Annotated in this window: 15 protein-coding genes and 1 riboswitch; of the genes, 11 read left to right on the forward strand and 4 right to left on the reverse strand. The window is 72.2% G+C overall.

Features of this window, described 5'->3' with window-relative positions; genetic code table 11:
- The first annotated feature begins 2 nt into the window (after positions 1-2).
- Complete coding sequence (locus tag BLQ67_RS04260) at positions 3-530, forward strand: gamma carbonic anhydrase family protein (RefSeq protein WP_092502743.1); 528 nt, start codon at positions 3-5, stop codon at positions 528-530.
- A 64-nt stretch (positions 531-594) separates the two neighbouring features.
- Here the strand turns inward: BLQ67_RS04260 and BLQ67_RS04265 are convergent, their stop codons facing one another.
- The 3 genes from BLQ67_RS04265 to BLQ67_RS04275 all read right to left on the reverse strand — a co-directional run bounded on the left by BLQ67_RS04265 (position 595) and on the right by BLQ67_RS04275 (position 4,189).
- On the reverse strand, positions 595-1,476 hold the full coding sequence (locus BLQ67_RS04265) for a bifunctional methylenetetrahydrofolate dehydrogenase/methenyltetrahydrofolate cyclohydrolase (RefSeq protein ID WP_092502744.1): 882 nt from the start codon (positions 1,474-1,476) through the stop codon (positions 595-597).
- On the reverse strand, positions 1,473-2,759 hold the full coding sequence (gene glyA / locus BLQ67_RS04270; protein WP_092502746.1) for a serine hydroxymethyltransferase: 1,287 nt from the start codon (positions 2,757-2,759) through the stop codon (positions 1,473-1,475). The genes BLQ67_RS04265 and glyA overlap by 4 nt, the downstream gene beginning before the upstream one ends.
- Before the next feature lie 13 nt (positions 2,760-2,772).
- Positions 2,773-2,856: riboswitch (ZMP/ZTP riboswitch) on the reverse strand.
- A 112-nt stretch (positions 2,857-2,968) separates the two neighbouring features.
- A complete protein-coding gene (locus BLQ67_RS04275) occupies positions 2,969-4,189 on the reverse strand; it encodes an MFS transporter (RefSeq protein WP_092502748.1) in 1,221 nt (406 codons plus the stop codon).
- 46 nt (positions 4,190-4,235) lie between these two features.
- On the opposite strand from BLQ67_RS04275, the gene BLQ67_RS04280 reads away from it, so the two are divergent.
- The 7 genes from BLQ67_RS04280 to BLQ67_RS04310 all read left to right on the forward strand — a co-directional run bounded on the left by BLQ67_RS04280 (position 4,236) and on the right by BLQ67_RS04310 (position 10,213).
- A complete protein-coding gene (locus BLQ67_RS04280; protein WP_092502750.1) occupies positions 4,236-4,631 on the forward strand; it encodes a DivIVA domain-containing protein in 396 nt (131 codons plus the stop codon).
- Between the two features lie 46 nt (positions 4,632-4,677).
- A complete protein-coding gene (locus tag BLQ67_RS04285; protein WP_092502752.1) occupies positions 4,678-5,337 on the forward strand; it encodes a DivIVA domain-containing protein in 660 nt (219 codons plus the stop codon).
- A 43-nt stretch (positions 5,338-5,380) separates the two neighbouring features.
- A complete protein-coding gene (locus BLQ67_RS04290; RefSeq protein WP_092502754.1) occupies positions 5,381-5,809 on the forward strand; it encodes a DivIVA domain-containing protein in 429 nt (142 codons plus the stop codon).
- Between the two features lie 59 nt (positions 5,810-5,868).
- Entirely contained in the window at positions 5,869-7,071 is a 1,203-nt protein-coding gene (locus tag BLQ67_RS04295) for a GAF domain-containing protein (RefSeq protein ID WP_092502756.1), read from the forward strand.
- Positions 7,072-7,370: 299 nt separating this feature from the next.
- Positions 7,371-8,894, forward strand: coding sequence for an acetaldehyde dehydrogenase ExaC (exaC, locus tag BLQ67_RS04300; protein WP_092502760.1), 1,524 nt, complete (start codon positions 7,371-7,373; stop codon positions 8,892-8,894).
- A gap of 109 nt (positions 8,895-9,003) precedes the next feature.
- Complete coding sequence (locus tag BLQ67_RS04305; protein WP_092502762.1) at positions 9,004-9,420, forward strand: DUF779 domain-containing protein; 417 nt, start codon at positions 9,004-9,006, stop codon at positions 9,418-9,420.
- 37 nt (positions 9,421-9,457) lie between these two features.
- Positions 9,458-10,213: a hypothetical protein gene (locus BLQ67_RS04310; protein ID WP_092502764.1), complete on the forward strand. Its 756-nt coding sequence runs from the start codon at positions 9,458-9,460 to the stop codon at positions 10,211-10,213.
- 15 nt (positions 10,214-10,228) lie between these two features.
- On the opposite strand, the gene BLQ67_RS04315 is transcribed toward BLQ67_RS04310, so the two are convergent.
- Positions 10,229-10,474 carry a hypothetical protein gene (locus tag BLQ67_RS04315; RefSeq protein WP_092502766.1) on the reverse strand — a complete coding sequence of 82 codons (246 nt, stop codon included), beginning with the start codon at positions 10,472-10,474 and terminating at the stop codon, positions 10,229-10,231.
- 86 nt (positions 10,475-10,560) lie between these two features.
- Between BLQ67_RS04315 and purU the strand changes: the two genes are divergently transcribed.
- The 3 genes from purU (at position 10,561) to BLQ67_RS04330 (ending at position 16,425) form a co-directional block, all read left to right on the forward strand.
- Positions 10,561-11,409, forward strand: a complete 849-nt coding sequence (gene purU / locus BLQ67_RS04320; RefSeq protein WP_092502768.1) for a formyltetrahydrofolate deformylase — start codon at positions 10,561-10,563, stop codon at positions 11,407-11,409.
- A gap of 116 nt (positions 11,410-11,525) precedes the next feature.
- Positions 11,526-12,890, forward strand: a complete 1,365-nt coding sequence (locus BLQ67_RS04325; RefSeq protein WP_092502770.1) for an NAD-dependent succinate-semialdehyde dehydrogenase — start codon at positions 11,526-11,528, stop codon at positions 12,888-12,890.
- Between the two features lie 187 nt (positions 12,891-13,077).
- Complete coding sequence (locus BLQ67_RS04330; protein ID WP_092502772.1) at positions 13,078-16,425, forward strand: ExeM/NucH family extracellular endonuclease; 3,348 nt, start codon at positions 13,078-13,080, stop codon at positions 16,423-16,425.
- Positions 16,426-16,452 lie beyond the last annotated feature (27 nt).

Genomic DNA, 16,452 nt, shown 5'->3' on the forward strand with positions numbered 1-16,452 from the left:
GCATGACCGTCCACGAGCGCGCCACCGTCATCCCCCTGCCCGGCCGCGAGCCGCGCATCCCCGACTCGGCGTACGTGCTGCCGAACGTCGTGATCGCGGGCGACGTGCACGTCGGCGAGCGCGTCGGCATCTACCCCGGCGCGAGCCTGCGAGCCGAGGAGGAGGCCATCGTCATCGGCGACGACTCGAACGTGCAGGACTCGTGCTCGCTGCACGTCGACGCCGGCTCGCCGCTCACGATCGGCCGGCGCGTGTCGATCGGGCACAACGCCGTCGTGCACGGCTGCACGATCGGCGACGACGTGCTCGTGGGCATGCACGCGACGATCATGAACGGCGCCGTCGTCGGCGAGGGCTCGCTCATCGCGGCCGGCGCGCTCGTGACGCAGGGGCAGGTCGTGCCGCCGCGCTCGCTCGTCGCCGGCGTGCCCGCGAAGGTGCGACGCGAGGTCACCGACGACGAGCTCGCGTCGATCCACCGCAACGCGGCCGTGTACGTCGAGCGCACGGCGCAGTACCGCGCGCTCTGACCCCTTCGAGGCTCGCTCCGCTCGCACCTCAGGGAGCGGAACCTCGCGCGTCGAGGAGTCCTCGCTAGAGCAGCGCGCGCTCGGCGGCGCTCACGACGTTGTCGAGCAGCATGACGCGCGTCATGGGACCGACGCCGCCGGGCACGGGCGACAGCCAGCCCGCGACGTCGGCGACGCCCGGATGCACGTCGCCCAGCAGACGCGCCTTGCCGTTGTCGAGCACGCGCTCGCGCGTGATGCCGACGTCGAGCACGGCAGCGCCGGGCTTGATCCACTCGGGCTGCACGAGGTGCGGGCGTCCGACGGCCGCGACGACGACGTCGGCCGTGCGCACGTGCTCGGCGAGGTCGGGCGTGCGCGAGTGCGTGAGCGTGACCGTGGCGTCGACGCCGCGGCGCGTGAGCAGCAGGCCGATCGAGCGGCCCACCGTGAGGCCGCGGCCGATGACGCACACCTCGGCGCCCGCGAGCGGCACGCCGTGGCGCGCGAGCAGCTGCACGCACGCGGTCGGCGTGCACGGCAGCGGCGCGTCGATCGGCCCCTGCACCCCCAGCACGAGCCTGCCGAGGTTCGTCGGATGCAGGCCGTCGGCATCCTTCGCGGGATCGATCGCCTCGAGCATCGCCTGCTCGTCGAGCCCCGCGGGCAGCGGCAGCTGCACGATGAAGCCCGTGACCTCGCGCGCGGCGTTGAGGTCGCGGATCGCGGCGTGCACGTCGGCGTTCGTCGCCGACGCCGGCAGCTCGACGCGCACCGACGCGATGCCCACCTCGTCGCAGTCGCGGTGCTTGCCCGAGACGTACGAGCGCGACGCGGGGTCGTCGCCGACCATGAGCGTCGCGAGCCCGGGCGTCACGCCGACGCCCCGCAGGGCGTCGACGCGGGCTCGCAGCTCGGCCTTGACGGTCGCCGCGGTCGCGACGCCGTCGAGGCGCTGCGCGGTCACAGGGTCGGGTAGAGCGGGAAGGCGCCGGCGAGCGCGTCGACGCGAGCGCGCAGGGCTGCGACGTCGGCGCCGGGCAGCAGCGCGAGCGCGATGACGTCGGCGACCTCGCGGAACTCGTCGTCGCCGAAGCCGCGCGTCGCGAGCGCGGGCGTGCCGATGCGCAGGCCCGAGGTCACCATCGGCGGACGCGGGTCGTTCGGCACCGAGTTGCGGTTCACCGTGATGCGGATCTCGTGCAGCAGGTCCTCGGCCTGCTTGCCGTCGATCGCGGCGTCGCGCAGGTCGACGAGCACGAGGTGCACGTCGGTGCCGCCCGAGCGCAGCGAGATGCCGGCGTCCGCGACGTCCTGCTGCGTGAGGCGCTCGGCGAGGATCTGCGCGCCGCGCACGGTGCGCTCCTGGCGCTCCGTGAACTCCGGCTCGGCCGCGAGCTTGAACGCCGTCGCCTTGGCGGCGATGACGTGCATGAGCGGGCCGCCCTGCTGGCCCGGGAAGACGGCCGAGTTGATCTTCTTCGCGATGTCGGCGTCGTTCGTGAGGATGAAGCCCGAGCGGGGGCCGCCGATGGTCTTGTGCACCGTCGACGAGACGACGTGCGCGTGCGGCACGGGGCTCGGGTGGATGCCGGCGGCGACGAGGCCCGCGAAGTGCGCCATGTCGACCCACAGCAGCGCGCCGACCTCGTCGGCGATCGCGCGGAACGCGGCGAAGTCGAGCTGGCGCGGGTACGCCGACCAGCCGGCGATGATGACCTTCGGCTTGTGCTCGACGGCGAGGCGACGCACCTCGTCCATGTCGACGCGGCTCGTCTCGGCGTCGACGCCGTAGGCGACGATGTCGTAGAGACGGCCCGAGAAGTTGATCTTCATGCCGTGCGTCAGGTGGCCGCCGTGGTCGAGCGACAGGCCGAGGATCGTGTCGCCGGGGCGCGCGATCGCGTGCAGCACGGCCGCGTTGGCCGACGCGCCCGAGTGGGGCTGCACGTTGGCGAACTCGGCGCCGAACAGCGCCTTGGCGCGCTCGATGGCGAGCGACTCGGCGACGTCGACGAACTCGCAGCCGCCGTAGTAGCGGCGGCCGGGGTAGCCCTCGGCGTACTTGTTCGTGAGCACGGAGCCCTGGGCCTCGAGCACGGCGACGGGCACGAAGTTCTCGGATGCGATCATCTCGAGGTACTGCTGCTGGCGGCCGAGCTCGTCGTCGAGCACGGCAGCGATCTCGGGGTCGACGGTGGCGAGGGAGTCGTTGAACGTCGAGGGAAGTCGGTCGGACACGAAAGGCATCTCCTTCAGATGTGCGGATGGCCCAGGCGCGCGACCGAGTCTCAGGTCGGCCGCTCCCCGGTGGTCCCCCACCCAAGCGCCAGTCGCGGCCGCTGCCGATGCTACTCGTCGGCGCCGACGGCATCCACATGCGCACGCCGTGTGACGCGACATCCTCGACGCTGCGCTCGAGCTGCTCGATCGCCGGCAGCGCCTCGTGCTCCGACGCGTCAGGCCGCGTTGGATGCGCGCCGCGCGCGGGCGAGCCGGGCGCCGTCGGCGAGCACGAGCACGAGCCCGACGACCAGGGCGCCGAGCAGCACGGCGGGCAGCGCCTGGATGCCGACGCCCTCGTAGACGAGCGCGCCGAGCAGCGCACCGCCGCCGATGCCGAGGTTGAAGCCCGTCGTGTACCAGGCGGTCGACGACTGCAGCATGTGCGTGGGCGACGCCTGCAGCATGCGCGTCTGCAGCAGGGGCGGCAGCGCGCCCATCGCGAGGCCCCACAGCAGCACGGCCGCGAACGCGACCGACAGGGTGCTCGTGGCCGACAGCACGACGCACACGATGGCCATGACGACCATGCAGCCGACGGCGCCCGCGAACGGCTTGCGGCCGAGCCACACCGAGACGACGGCGACGGCGAGCGCGCCCATGAGCCCGTACGACAGCAGGGCGGGGCTCAGCCACACCTCCGGCAGCTCGACGCGCTCGACGAGGTACGGCGTGATGTACGTGTAGAAGGCGTACTGGCCGAGCATGATGACCGCGGTCGCCGTCACCGCCACGGCGACGCCGATCGTCGACCGGCCGGGCTCGCGCTGCGGCATCGCCACCGAGCCCGTCTCGGTCGTCGCGACGTCGGGCAGGTGGTTCACGGCCGGCAGCATGCGGCGCACGAGCAGCGCACCCGCGAGGCACGCGACGCCGAAGACCGCGAACGACCAGCGCCAGCCGAGCGCCTGCCCCAGCAGCGTCGACAGCGGCAGGCCGAGCACGAACGCGAGCGAGCCACCCGCGCTCGTGATGCCGACGGCGCGGCCGAGCTCCTCCTTGGGCACGAGGTACGCGGCGTAGGCGCCGACCACGGTCCAGAACACGCCGTGCGCGAGCCCTGCGACGACCCGCAGCGCCACGATCATCCAGTACTCGGGCGCCGCGGCCGTGAGCAGGTTCACGACGCCGAAGACGATGAGCACCGTCACGACGAGCACGTGCCTCGGCACGCGGCGCGTGAGATGCACGAGCGTCGTCGAGGTGAGCACGACGGCGCCCGCGAACACCGTCACGAGCAGGCCGATCGCGCCCTCGCCGACGCCGAGGTCGCGGCTCATCGGCAGCAGCAGACCCATCGGCAGCATCTCGACGGAGATGTTCACGAAGATCGCGAACGCGAGCGTCAGCAGCGCCACCAGGGGGAAGGTGGATGAGGTCTCACGCGGCGTCGTCATGGCGACCGCCCAGCCTACTCGGCGCTGCCGTGGCTAGCGTGGCCGCATGTCGAGCATCGTGCACGCCCAGACCGTCGCCGAGGCCGACCTGCCGCGCACGTCGTGGCGCGGCTACGACCAGCGTGAGGTCGACGCGCTCATGGATCGCGCCTACCGCACGCTCGCCCAGCACGAGGGCGGCCCCGACCGACTCGCCGCCGACGTCGCCTCGATGCGCGCCGTCGCCGACGACGCATCGCAGACCGACGGTGCCCGCGAGCTCGCCGGGCGCCTCGCCGAGGCGACCGAGCAGCAGAACGCGGCGTTCGTGCCGCTCCGCGCGACCGACCTCGAGGGCATCGGCTTCACGACGCGCCTCGCGGGCTCCGGATACCAGCGGGGCGCGGTCGACGCGATGCTCGCCCGCATCCACCAGGCGCTCGTCGCGCACGAGTCGCGCTGACGCGCGGCGCCGCGGTCTCGCAGCGTCGCCCGGATACGGTCGGCCCATGGATGACGTGCTGCCCACGCCCGAGGACGTCGTGACCCGCACGTTCACGACCACCCGCTTCCGCCAGGGCTACGACATGGACGAGGTCGACACCCACCTCGACGCCCTCGTGCAGGTCATGCGCGCCCACGAGCAGGGCGCACGCACCGACGACCTGCCCCACTCGAGCCAGGCGTCGGGCATCGCCTTCACCCTCACGCGCTGGCGCGACGGCTACGACCCCGAGGAGGTCGACGCCTTCCTCATCCTCGTGCAGCTCGCGATCGCCAGGCTCGAGGCGGGCGATCGTCGCTCAGACGCTGCGGCGCCATCCGCGGCCGCCTCGCCCGAGGCCGCCTCCGTCGGCCAAGCACCCGTCGCGCCCGGCACGAGCGACCCGACTCGGCTCACGTCGTTCGACGTCTCCGCCGCGGCCTTCTCGGTGGTGACGCTCGGCGCCGCGTACGACGACGACCAGGTCGACGACTACCTCGACCGCTGCCTCGCCGCGATGCGCGCGCTCGAGGACGGCGCGCAGCCCGATGCCGACGCCCCGACGTCCGTCGAAGTGCGGTCGACGCGCTTCGCGATGGCGTCGTTCGAGGGCGGCTACGCCACGGCGGAGGTCGACGCGTTCCTGCAGCGCATCGCCGACGCCCTCGCGGCGCGCGGGCGCTGACGGCGCGAGCGGACTCGCAGGGGCGTGCGGCTACGGTCGAGCCATGACCGAGTCCGCGCCGCTCACCCCCGACCAGATCGTCGAGTGGACGTTCTCGACCACCCGGTTCCAGGGCGGCTATGACCAGGACGAGGTCGACAACCTGCTCGACCGCTGCGTCGCGCAGCTGCGCGCCGGCGCCCCCGAGGTCGACGAGCGCTCGCCCGAGCAGATCCTCGCCGACATCCGCACCGCCGCCGAGGATCGCTCGCAGGGCTGGTTCGCACGCCGAGCGGCGAAGCAGTGGCTGCGGAAGGTCGAGGCGGATCCGTCGCTGCTCGCGCAGCCGTCGCACGAGTCGATCACGGCCGCGCAGCTCGCCGACCACCACTTCACCGTGACGCGCTTCCGCGACGGCTACGACCCCGCCGAGGTCGACGCGCTGCTCGACCGCCTCATCGCGATGCTGCACGAGCGCGAGCAGCACGCCTGACGCCGTCCCCTGCGCTCGGGCGACCGGCGTAGGGTGTGCCCCATGGCAAGGGTGCCTGCGTGACGACGCTGAGCCCCTGGCTCGCGCAGCCAGGCAGCAGCGAGGAGCGCGCCGTCGTGCGCGCATCCTGGGATCGCGCACGCCGCGAGCGCCTCGCGCCCGACGCCTCTGCATCCCTCGCCCTCGACGGCGCCGCGCTCGAGGCGACCCGCGCCGCGCATCCCCTCACGCCCGCCCTGCCGGTCATCTCCCGGCTGCTGCACCGGGATGCCGACGACGGCTCGGGCGTGCTCGTCGCCGTCGGCGACGCCATGGGGCGACTGCTGTGGGTCGACGGCGACCGCAGCCTCAAGGCGCGCGCCGAGTCGATGCTGTTCGTCGCCGGCGCCGACTGGTCGGAGCGCCAGGTCGGCACGAGCGCGCCAGGCACGGCCCTCGCGATCGACCACGCCATCCAGATCCACCGCACCGAGCACTTCGCCGAGGTCGTGCAGCCGTGGAGCTGCTCGGCCGTGCCCGTGCACGACCCCGAGCACGGCGGCCTGCTGGGCGTCATCGACATCACGGGCGGCAGCGAGGTCGTCGACCCGCACGTGCTGCCGCTGCTCGAGGCGACCGCGGCGGCCGTCGAGCGCGAGCTGCTCGTGCAGCGCCTCACCCAGGCCCGCAGCGCGCAGCCGATCGACGTGCCCGTGCTCGCGTGCCTCGGCGTCGACACCGGCACCGTCACCGACGGCCGCGAGCGCCGCCTCACGATGCGCCACACCGAGATCCTCGCGCTGCTCGCCCTGCACCCCGAGGGACTGTCGGGCGGCGAGCTCGCCGCGATGCTCTCGGAGCACGACACCTCCCCCGTCACGCTGCGCGCAGAGATGACGCGCCTCAAGCGGGCGCTGTCGGGCATCGTGCGCGTGGAGTCGCGGCCCTACCGGCTCGCGACGGCGCTCGAGACCGACGTCGACCGGCTGCTGTCGCTGCTCGATCGCGGCGCGCACCGCGTCGCCCTCTCCTGCTACCGCGGCCCGCTCGTGCCCGGCTCGGCCGCGCCCGGCATCGTCGCCGCCCGCGACGAGATCGCCGGGCGGCTGCGCACCGCCATCCTCACGTCGGCATCGGCCGAGGTGCTCTACGACTTCGCCTCGACGCACGGCCGCACCGACCGGGATGCGTGGATGCAGCTGCTGCACGGGCTGCCGCCGCGCTCGCCGCGCCGCGCCGCGGTCGTCGAGCATCTGGAGCGGTTGGACCGAGAGCTGGCGTAGGGCGCTCCCCCAGCAGCTGGTCGAGGAGCGCGCGAGCCGCCGGGCGAGCCCGCGTCACGAGACCACGCGACCGCCGCTCCCGACCAACCACGCGCATGGTCGCGTCGGGCGGGCACGTCGCGTGGTCTCGTGACGGCTGCAGCCTGCGGCTGCGGCCTCCTCGACCAGCTGGTGGGCGGCTGCGGCCTCCTCGACCGGCCGGTGGGGCGCGTCACCCCCTGCAACCTCCTGCAACGTCGCCGCGCGTAGCGTGCCGCGCAACGGCAACCCGCCGGACAACGACGTCAGAGAGGGTGACCATGACCGTCTACGCGAGGCCCGGAGCAGAGGGCTCCGTCGTCAGCTACCAGAGCCGCTACGACCACTACATCGGAGGCCGGTACGTGCCGCCCGCCAAGGGCCAGTACTTCGAGAACCCCACCCCCATCACGGGCCAGACCTTCTGCGAGGTCGCGCGCGGCACGAAGGACGACGTCGACGCCGCCGTCGACGCCGCCTGGAAGGCGTTCGCGACGTGGGGCAAGACGTCGCCGACCGAGCGCGCGAACATCCTCAACAAGATCGCGGACCGCATGGAGGCGAACCTCGAGGCCATCGCCGTCGCAGAGTGCTACGAGAACGGCAAGGCCGTGCGCGAGTGCCTCGCCGCCGACATCCCGCTCGCGATCGACCACTTCCGCTACTTCGCCGGCGCCCTGCGCGCGCAGGAGGGCGGCATCTCGGAGCTCGACGGCGACACCGTCGCGTACCACTACCACGAGCCGCTCGGCGTGGTCGGGCAGATCATCCCGTGGAACTTCCCCATCCTCATGGCCGTGTGGAAGCTCGCCCCCGCGCTCGCCGCAGGCAACTGCGTCGTGCTGAAGCCGGCCGAGCAGACGCCCGCATCCATCCACCTGCTGCTGTCGTTCATCGAGGACCTCATCCCCGCAGGCGTGCTGAACATCGTCAACGGCTTCGGCATCGAGGCCGGCGCTCCGCTCGCGTCGCACCCGCGCATCCGCAAGATCGCGTTCACGGGCGAGACGACCACGGGCCGCCTGATCATGCAGTACGCGTCGGAGAACCTCATCCCCGTCACGCTCGAGCTCGGCGGCAAGAGCCCGAACGTGTTCTTCGAGGACGTCGCCCGCGAGAAGGACTCCTTCTACGACAAGGCGCTCGAGGGCTTCGCGTTCTTCGCCCTCAACCAGGGCGAGGTGTGCACGTGCCCGTCGCGCGCGCTCATCGCGTCGTCGATCTACGACGGCTTCATCGCCGACGGCCTCGACCGCGTCGCGAAGGTGAAGCAGGGCAACCCGCTCGACACCGACACGATGATCGGCGCGCAGGCGTCGAACGACCAGCTCGAGAAGATCCTCAGCTACATCGACATCGGCAAGCAGGAGGGCGCGGAGCTGCTCACGGGCGGCGAGCGCGTCGACCTCGGCGGCGACCTGTCGGGCGGCTACTACGTGCAGCCGACGGTCTTCAAGGGCCAGAACCGCATGCGCGTGTTCCAGGAGGAGATCTTCGGCCCCGTCGTGTCGGTGACGACGTTCGACGGCTTCGACGAGGCCATCGCGATCGCCAACGACACCCTCTACGGCCTCGGCGCCGGCGTGTGGAGCCGCGACGGCGCCCAGCTGTACCGGGCCGGCCGGGCGATCGAGGCCGGCCGCGTGTGGTCGAACACGTACCACCAGTACCCGGCGCACGCGGCGTTCGGTGGCTACAAGCAGTCGGGCATCGGCCGCGAGAACCACAAGATGATGCTCGACCACTACCAGCAGACGAAGAACCTCCTCGTCTCGTACGCCGAAGGGCCCATGGGCTTCTTCTGATCGGCGTCGGGCTGCCGTGCGACCCCACGGCAAGCCCTCGCCACGCGCGGTCCGCGGTGCCATCCTGGTGCCGCGGGCCGCGCCCCGCATCCGCCACAGGAGGTCGACGATGACCGAGTCCACGAACCCCGCCACGATCGAGCGCGTCGCGCTCACCGAGGCCGCCGCCGACCTCATCCGGCAGCTCGTCGAGGCCCACGGCCCCGTGATGTTCCACCAGTCGGGCGGATGCTGCGACGGCTCCGCACCCATGTGCTACCCCAAGGGCATGTTCCGCACCGGCCAGTCGGACGTGCTGCTCGAGGAGCTCGTGATCGACGGCGTCGACGAGCCTGCGCCGTTCTACATGAGCGCGTCGCAGTACGAGCTGTGGAAGCACACGCACATCACGGTCGACGTCGTGCAGGGCCGCGGCTCGGGCTTCTCGCTCGAGGCGCCCGAGGGCAAGCGGTTCCTCATCCGCTCGCGCATCTTCTCGGACGACGAGTACCGCTCGCTCGTCGACGCGGGCGTGCTCGCGGGCTGACCCCGGTCGCTCCCAGCGAGCGGCGGGAGGATGCGGCATGCGCATCCGCTCGCTCGCCACCGCCTGCCTGGGGATCGTCGTGCTGGCCGGATGCGCGTCGACGGCAGCGGACGACGATGCGAGCGCCGTGCCCGCTGCGTCGAGCGCATCCCCCTCCTCGACACCCTCGCCGACCGCCGAGCCGGGCGCGACGATGCCGCCGCCGAGCCTCGCGCACTCGACGACCGTGACGACCGACGAGCAGCACGCGCTGCTCGCGACCCTCGAGGACCTGCCTGCAGGGTGGGTGCACGTCGAGAGCGGCTACTTCCTGCTGGTGCAGCCGCAGTTCGCGCCGTGCGGCGACACGGCGTTCGAGTACGTCGTCGGCAGCCCCGTCGAGGCCGACGACCTGTACGTCGCCCAGGAGATGCACGCCGCTCGCCAGCTCTCGGCGGCCGACGACCCGCCGTCGCTCTGGCAGGAGCTGCGTGCGACGCCCGACGCCGAGGCGGCGCTCGACCGCATCCGCACCGACCTCGCGGCGTGCCCGCAGGTGGTGCCGGACGGCATGACCTTCACGCCGCACACGCTCGACGGCGCTCCGGATGCGGCGTGCTTCGTGACGACGCTCGCGGGCGTCGACGACGGCGTGCCGAGCGCGCTCACGACCTGCTGGGCCGCCGCGGGCGACCTGCTCGCCACGGTGACCGTGCGCCAGGTGCCCGTCGACGGGCAGCCGCTCGAGCTCGACGAGCGGGCGGTGGATGCGCTGCTGCTGACGGCGCTCGACCACATGGGCCTCGCGGGCTGAGCCCCGCGTCGGCAGCTAGGTGCCGAGCACCGTCGGCGTGACGGCGGCGGCGAGCTCCTGCCACACGTCGGCCTGCAGGCCGGTCACGAGCACGAGCCGGCCATCCGCGAACGCGCACGCGCGACCGTCGCCCGTGTACGACGGCGCGGGCAGGGACTCGACGACGGACGGGTGCTCGAAGGGGCGAGCCGTGGGCACGTACATCGTGCCGCTCGCGATCGCCGCCGCCTCCGGCGAGTCGAGGTCGGCGCACGTCGTCATGCCTCCATCGTCGCCGTCGACCCCGAGCGCGGGCTGGCAGCCCGGCGCATCGCGGTCGGCGCCCTCGCCGCTCGTAGACTCGGCGGGTGCCGAATCACTGGATCCTCTCGTTCGCGTGCGACGACCGCGCGGGCATCGTGCATGCCATCACGGGAGCGATCGTCGCGTGCGGCGGCAACATCACCGAGTCGCAGCAGTTCTCGTCTGCCGACACCGACCGCTTCTTCATGCGGCTGCAGGTCGAGGCGGATGCGCCGCGCGAGGACTTCGAGCGCGAGCTCGCCCCCGTCGTCGAGCGGTACGACATGCAGTGGCAGCTCGACGACGTCGGTCGCCCGCTGCGCACGCTCGTGCTCGTGTCGAAGGCGGCGCACTGCCTCAACGACATGCTCTTCCGGCAGCGCGCGGGCCAGCTCGCCGTCGACATCCCGCTCGTGCTGTCGAACCACCCCGATCTCGGCGATCTCGCCGCCTTCTACGACGTGCCGTTCGAGCACGCCGCGGTGACGGATGCCGAGTCGAAGGCCGCGTTCGAGGCGCGCGTGCTCGAGGTCGTCGAGCAGCACGACATCGAGCTCGTCGTGCTCGCGCGCTACATGCAGATCCTCTCCCCCGAGCTCTGCGAGCGCCTCGCCGGCAAGGTCGTGAACATCCACCACTCGTTCCTGCCGGGCTTCAAGGGCGCGAACCCCTACCGCCAGGCGCACACGCGCGGCGTGAAGCTCATCGGTGCGACGGCCCACTTCGTGACGAGCGACCTCGACGAGGGCCCGATCATCGAGCAGAGCGTCGTGCGCGTCGACCACACGAAGACGCCCGCGCAGCTCGTCGCGATCGGCCAGGACGAGGAGTCGCGCACGCTGACGAAGGCGGTGCAGTGGTTCTCGGAGGATCGCGTGCTGCTCGACGGCGCGCGCACCATCATCTTCCAGTAGCGGGAGGCGGCGGCCGTGACCGCCGATTCCGCACCTGTTGGGGCGCAAGTCCTATGCATTCCGTCGTTCGGACCCCCATACTGGGTGGCATCCGGTAGCGAAGGAGCGCGATTTCCATGGAGTATCAGGTCGTCAACCCGTCCACGGGCGAGACCGGCGAGGTGCACCCCACCGTCACCGCCGACGAGCTCGAGACCGCGATCGCGGGCGCCTGGAGCGCGTGGCACGTGCTCGCCGCCGAGTCCGTCGCCGACCGCGCCGCCCGCATCGCCAAGGTCGCCGACCTGCACGAGGAGCGCGTCGACGAGCTCGCCGCGATCATCATGCGCGAGATGGGCAAGCCGAGGAGCCAGGCCACCGGCGAGGTCGAGTTCGCCGCCGCCATCTACCGCTGGTACGCCGACCACGCCGAGGAGCTGCTCGCCGACCTGCCGCTGCAGACCGACGACGGCCGAGCGGTCGTGCGCAAGTCGTCGATCGGGCCGCTGCTGGGCATCATGCCCTGGAACTTCCCCTACTACCAGGTCGCCCGCTTCGCCGGCCCGAACCTCGTCGTGGGCAACCCCATCCTGCTCAAGCACGCGCCGCAGTGCCCCGAGTCGGCCCTCGCGATCCACGCGATCTTCGCCGAGGCGGGCTTCGAGGTCGGCGCGTACACGAACGTGTTCCTCACGAACGACCAGGCCGCCGAGGTCATCGCCGACCCGCGCGTGCGCGGCGTCTCGCTGACCGGCTCCGAGCGCGCAGGCGCCGCCGTCGCCGAGGTCGCGGGCCGCAACCTCAAGAAGGCCGTGCTCGAGCTGGGCGGCTCCGACCCGTTCATCCTGCTGTCGACCGACGACCTCGACCAGGTCGTCGAGGATGCCGTCAACGCCCGCCTCGACAACACCGGCCAGTCGTGCAACGCCGCCAAGCGCTTCATCGTGCACGAGGACCTGTACGACGCGTTCGCCGAGAAGATGACGGCGAAGATGGCCGAGCAGGCACCCGGCCAGCCCGACGACGATCTTCTGCTCGGCCCGCTCTCGTCGAAGGCTGCGGCCGACCGTCTCGAGGCGCAGATCGAGGCCGCGATCTCGGCAGGCGCCACCGCGCTGCTGCGCGGCGCCGCACCGCACGGCGACGGCGGCGCGCACGTCGGCACGACGGTGCTCGCCGACATCGCCCCCGAGAACCCCGCGTACCAGCAGGAGTTCTTCGGGCCCGTCGCATCCCTCTACAAGGTCTCGAGCGAAGACGAGGCGATCGAGGTCGCCAACGCCACGCCGTTCGGCCTCGGCTCGTACCTCTACACGACAGACGAGGGCCAGGCGTCGCGTCTCGCCGACCGCATCGACGCCGGCATGGTGTTCGTCAACGCCGTGCTCGCCGACGAGGCCGGCCTGCCGTTCGGCGGCGTCAAGCGCTCGGGCACGGGCCGCGAGATGGGCGTGCTCGGCATCGAGGAGTTCCTCAACAAGAAGGTCGTGCGCCTGCCGTAGGCACGGATCGCACGCTCGGATGGGGCGCGTCGGCTGCGGCCGGCGCGCCCCATCCGCGTGTCCGGTGGACCTTCGGAGGCGAATCCGAGCAAGGTTCATCGAATCGTCACGAACCACGCGGACGTGTCGTCACAGGATCTGGCTAGGTTGAGCGGCAACCCCCTGACCACCGGACCTTGGACCACGCATGCCTCAGGCCCTCCGACGCTCGCTGAGCGTCGCCACCGCGACTGCGCTCGCGGCATCCGCCCTCGTGGCGCTGGGAGGTGCCGGCGTCGCGAACGCCGCCACCTACCCGACGATCAACGAGTTCTCGAACGACATCGACGGGACGAACGACCCCGAGTACGTCGAGATCCACGCCCCCGAGGGCACGAACCTCGCCGGCACCACGCTGCTCGTCGTGCGCAGCGGCACGACCAACAGCCCCGCGTTGCAGGGCAGCGTCTACCGCAGCACGCCGCTGACGGGCACGGTGGGTGCGAGCGAGCTGCAGCTCGTGACGCTGCCGGTGAACCACATCCTGAACTCGACCGTCACGCTCATGCTCGTGCAGGGCACGGCACCGAGCGCCGGCACCGACCTCGACACGAACGACGACGGCACGCTCGACGCGGGCCTGTCGTTCACGATCGTCGACTCCGTGGGCACCACCACGCCCGACGGCGCGGGCTTCGCCTACGGCGACACCATCCTCACCCCGACGTTCGACGGCGGCAGCGCCTACGTCGGCGGCGCGAGCCGCCGCGTCGCGGGCGTCGACACGGGCTCGCCCGCGGACTGGGTGCGCAACATCTACAGCGGCTTCGGCCTGCCCGAGCGTCCGTCCGCCGCGCCCGTCAACGGCCAGGCCGTGAACACCCCCGGCCAGCCCAACGTCATCTACGACGACGGCACCCCGCCCGTCGAGCCCGGCACGCTCGAGTGCGCCGCCGAGGGCGCGACCCTCGTGAGCGCCATCCAGGGCGCCGGCGCCTCGAGCCCGATCGTCGGCCAGACCGTGCAGGTCGAGGCCGTGGTCACCGCCGTGCACCCCGGCCTCGTGGGCGGCACCACCGGCACCGGCACCTTCGCCGTGCAGGAGGAGCTCGCCGACCAGGACTCGAACCCCGCGACGAGCGAGGGCATCTACGTCGAGGCGACGACCGCCGCGATGGCGAGCGTCGCCGTCGGCCAGCAGGTGCGCCTCGAGGGCGTCGTGTCGGAGCAGTACGGCCGCACGCACGTCGACATGAGCGCCATGATCCTGTGCGCCGAGGTCGGCGAGACGATCGAGCCCACGGCCATCGAGCTGCCGCTCGCGAACGCCGAGGCGTTCGAGGGCATGCTCGTGACGATGCCGCAGGACCTCGCGGTGCTCGAGACGTACCGCTTCGCGCAGTACGGCGAGATCTCGATCGGCACCGAGCGTCAGTTCCAGCCGACCGCCCTCGCGACCCCCGGCTCCGCCGAGGCGACCGCGATCGCCGCATCGAACGCCGCGAACCGCATCATCCTCGACGACGCCCGCACGGCGCAGAACGCCAACCCGGCGCTGCACCCGAACGGCCAGCCGTTCACGCTCGACAACCTGTTCCGCGGCGGCGACACCCTCACGAACGTCACCGGCATCCTCGACTACGGCTTCAGCGCCTGGCGCATCCAGCCCACCGAGGGCGCCGACGTGACGTCGTCGAACCCCCGTCCCGACGTGCCCGTCGTGGGCGGCGACCTGCAGGTCGCGTCGTTCAACGTGCTGAACTACTTCACGACGCTCGGCAGCCGCGGCGCGCGCAACGCCACGGAGTTCGACCGCCAGGAGTCGAAGATCGTCTCGGCGATCCTCGAGCTCGACGCCGACATCGTCGGCCTGCTCGAGATCGAGAACAACGACGGCTTCGCGCTCGACACGCTCGTCGCCGCGCTCAACGAGGAGGCCGGCGATCCCGGCCGCTACGCAGCGCTCGACACGGGCACGATCGGCACCGACGAGATCACGACGGCGCTCATCTACCAGCCCGACGCCGTGACCCCCGAGGGCTCGTACGCGCTGCTCGACTCGAACGTCGACCCGCGCTTCGACACGACGCGCAACCGCCCGTCGCTCATCCAGACGTTCGCGACGAACGACACGGGTGCGCTGCTCACCGTCTCGGTCAACCACCTGAAGTCGAAGGGCTCGGAGTGCTCCGGCGACCCCGACCTCGGCGACGGCGCAGGCAACTGCAACGTGACGCGCACGGACGCGGCGGCAGCGCTCGCCGACTACCTCGCCAACGACCCGACGGGTGCGGGCACCGACAACGTGCTCATCCTCGGCGACCTCAACTCGTACGACCACGAGCAGCCCATCACGACCCTCGAGACGGCCGGCTACACCGACCTGCTCGAGGCGTTCCAGGGCGAGGAGGCGTACACGTACGTGTTCGACGGCCAGCTCGGCTACCTCGACTACGCGCTCGCAGGCCCCGGCCTCGGCGACCAGGTCGTGGACGCGGCAGCGTGGACGGCGAACTCGGACGAGGTGCCGATCATCGACTACAGCACGCAGTACAAGCAGCCGGCGCAGCAGGCGATCTTCGCGCCCGACGCGTACCGCGCATCCGACCACGACGCCGTGCTCGTCGGGCTCACGCTCGACGTGCCCACGGAGCCCGAGGTCGAGGTGACGACGTTCGCCGGCGCCGACCGCTACGAGACGAACGTGCAGGTGTCGGAGGCGCTCTTCGACGCAGGCACCGACGTGTTCCTCGCCTCGGGCGAGGGCTTCGTCGACGCGCTCGCCGCCGGCCCGGCAGCCGCGCACGAGGGTGCGAGCCTGCTGCTCACGCCCACGGGTCGCCTGCTCGACACGACGGCAGCCGAGCTCGAGCGCCTCGCGCCCGAGACGATCACGATCGTCGGCGGCGAGCCGTCGGTGTCGGCAGCCGTCGAGGCCGCCGTCGCCGCGCTGCTGCCCGACGCGACGATCGAGCGCATCGCCGGCGCCGACCGCTTCGAGACCGCGGCAGAACTCGCGACCTCGACGTTCGGCACCGTCGACGGCGCGTTCCTCGCGAGCGGCCTGTCGTTCGCCGACGCCCTGTCGGCGAGCGGCGTCGCCGCCCAGCGCGACGACGTGCCGGTGCTGCTGACGATGCCCGACTCGCTGCCCGCAGCGACGGCATCGGCGCTCGACGAGCTCGACGCAGGCGCGGTCGTGGTGCTCGGCAGCCGCGTCACCGTGGCCGACGGCGTCATCCGCCAGGTGCGCGCCTACGGCGACGTGGTGCGCGTCGCCGGTGCCGACCGGTACGCGACGAACGCGCTCATGGTGGGCATCTACGGGATGCCCGGCAGCGAGGGCGCCATCGCGGTCGCGTCGGGGGCGAACTTCCCCGACGCGCTCTCGGCCACGGCCGTCGCCGGACGGCTCGGTGCGCCGCTGCTGCTCTCGCCCGGCCAGTGCGTGCTGCTCGAGACCGAGGACGCCATCGCGTCGCTCGACCCGCAGCGGGTCGTGAACGTGGGTGGCCGCCCGACGCTCGAGTCCGACGCATGGCAGACCGCCTGCTGATCGAGCACCCCTGACGACTGCGGCGTC

This window comes from Agrococcus jejuensis (assembly GCF_900099705.1).
Classification (GTDB): Bacteria; Actinomycetota; Actinomycetes; order Actinomycetales; family Microbacteriaceae; genus Agrococcus; species Agrococcus jejuensis.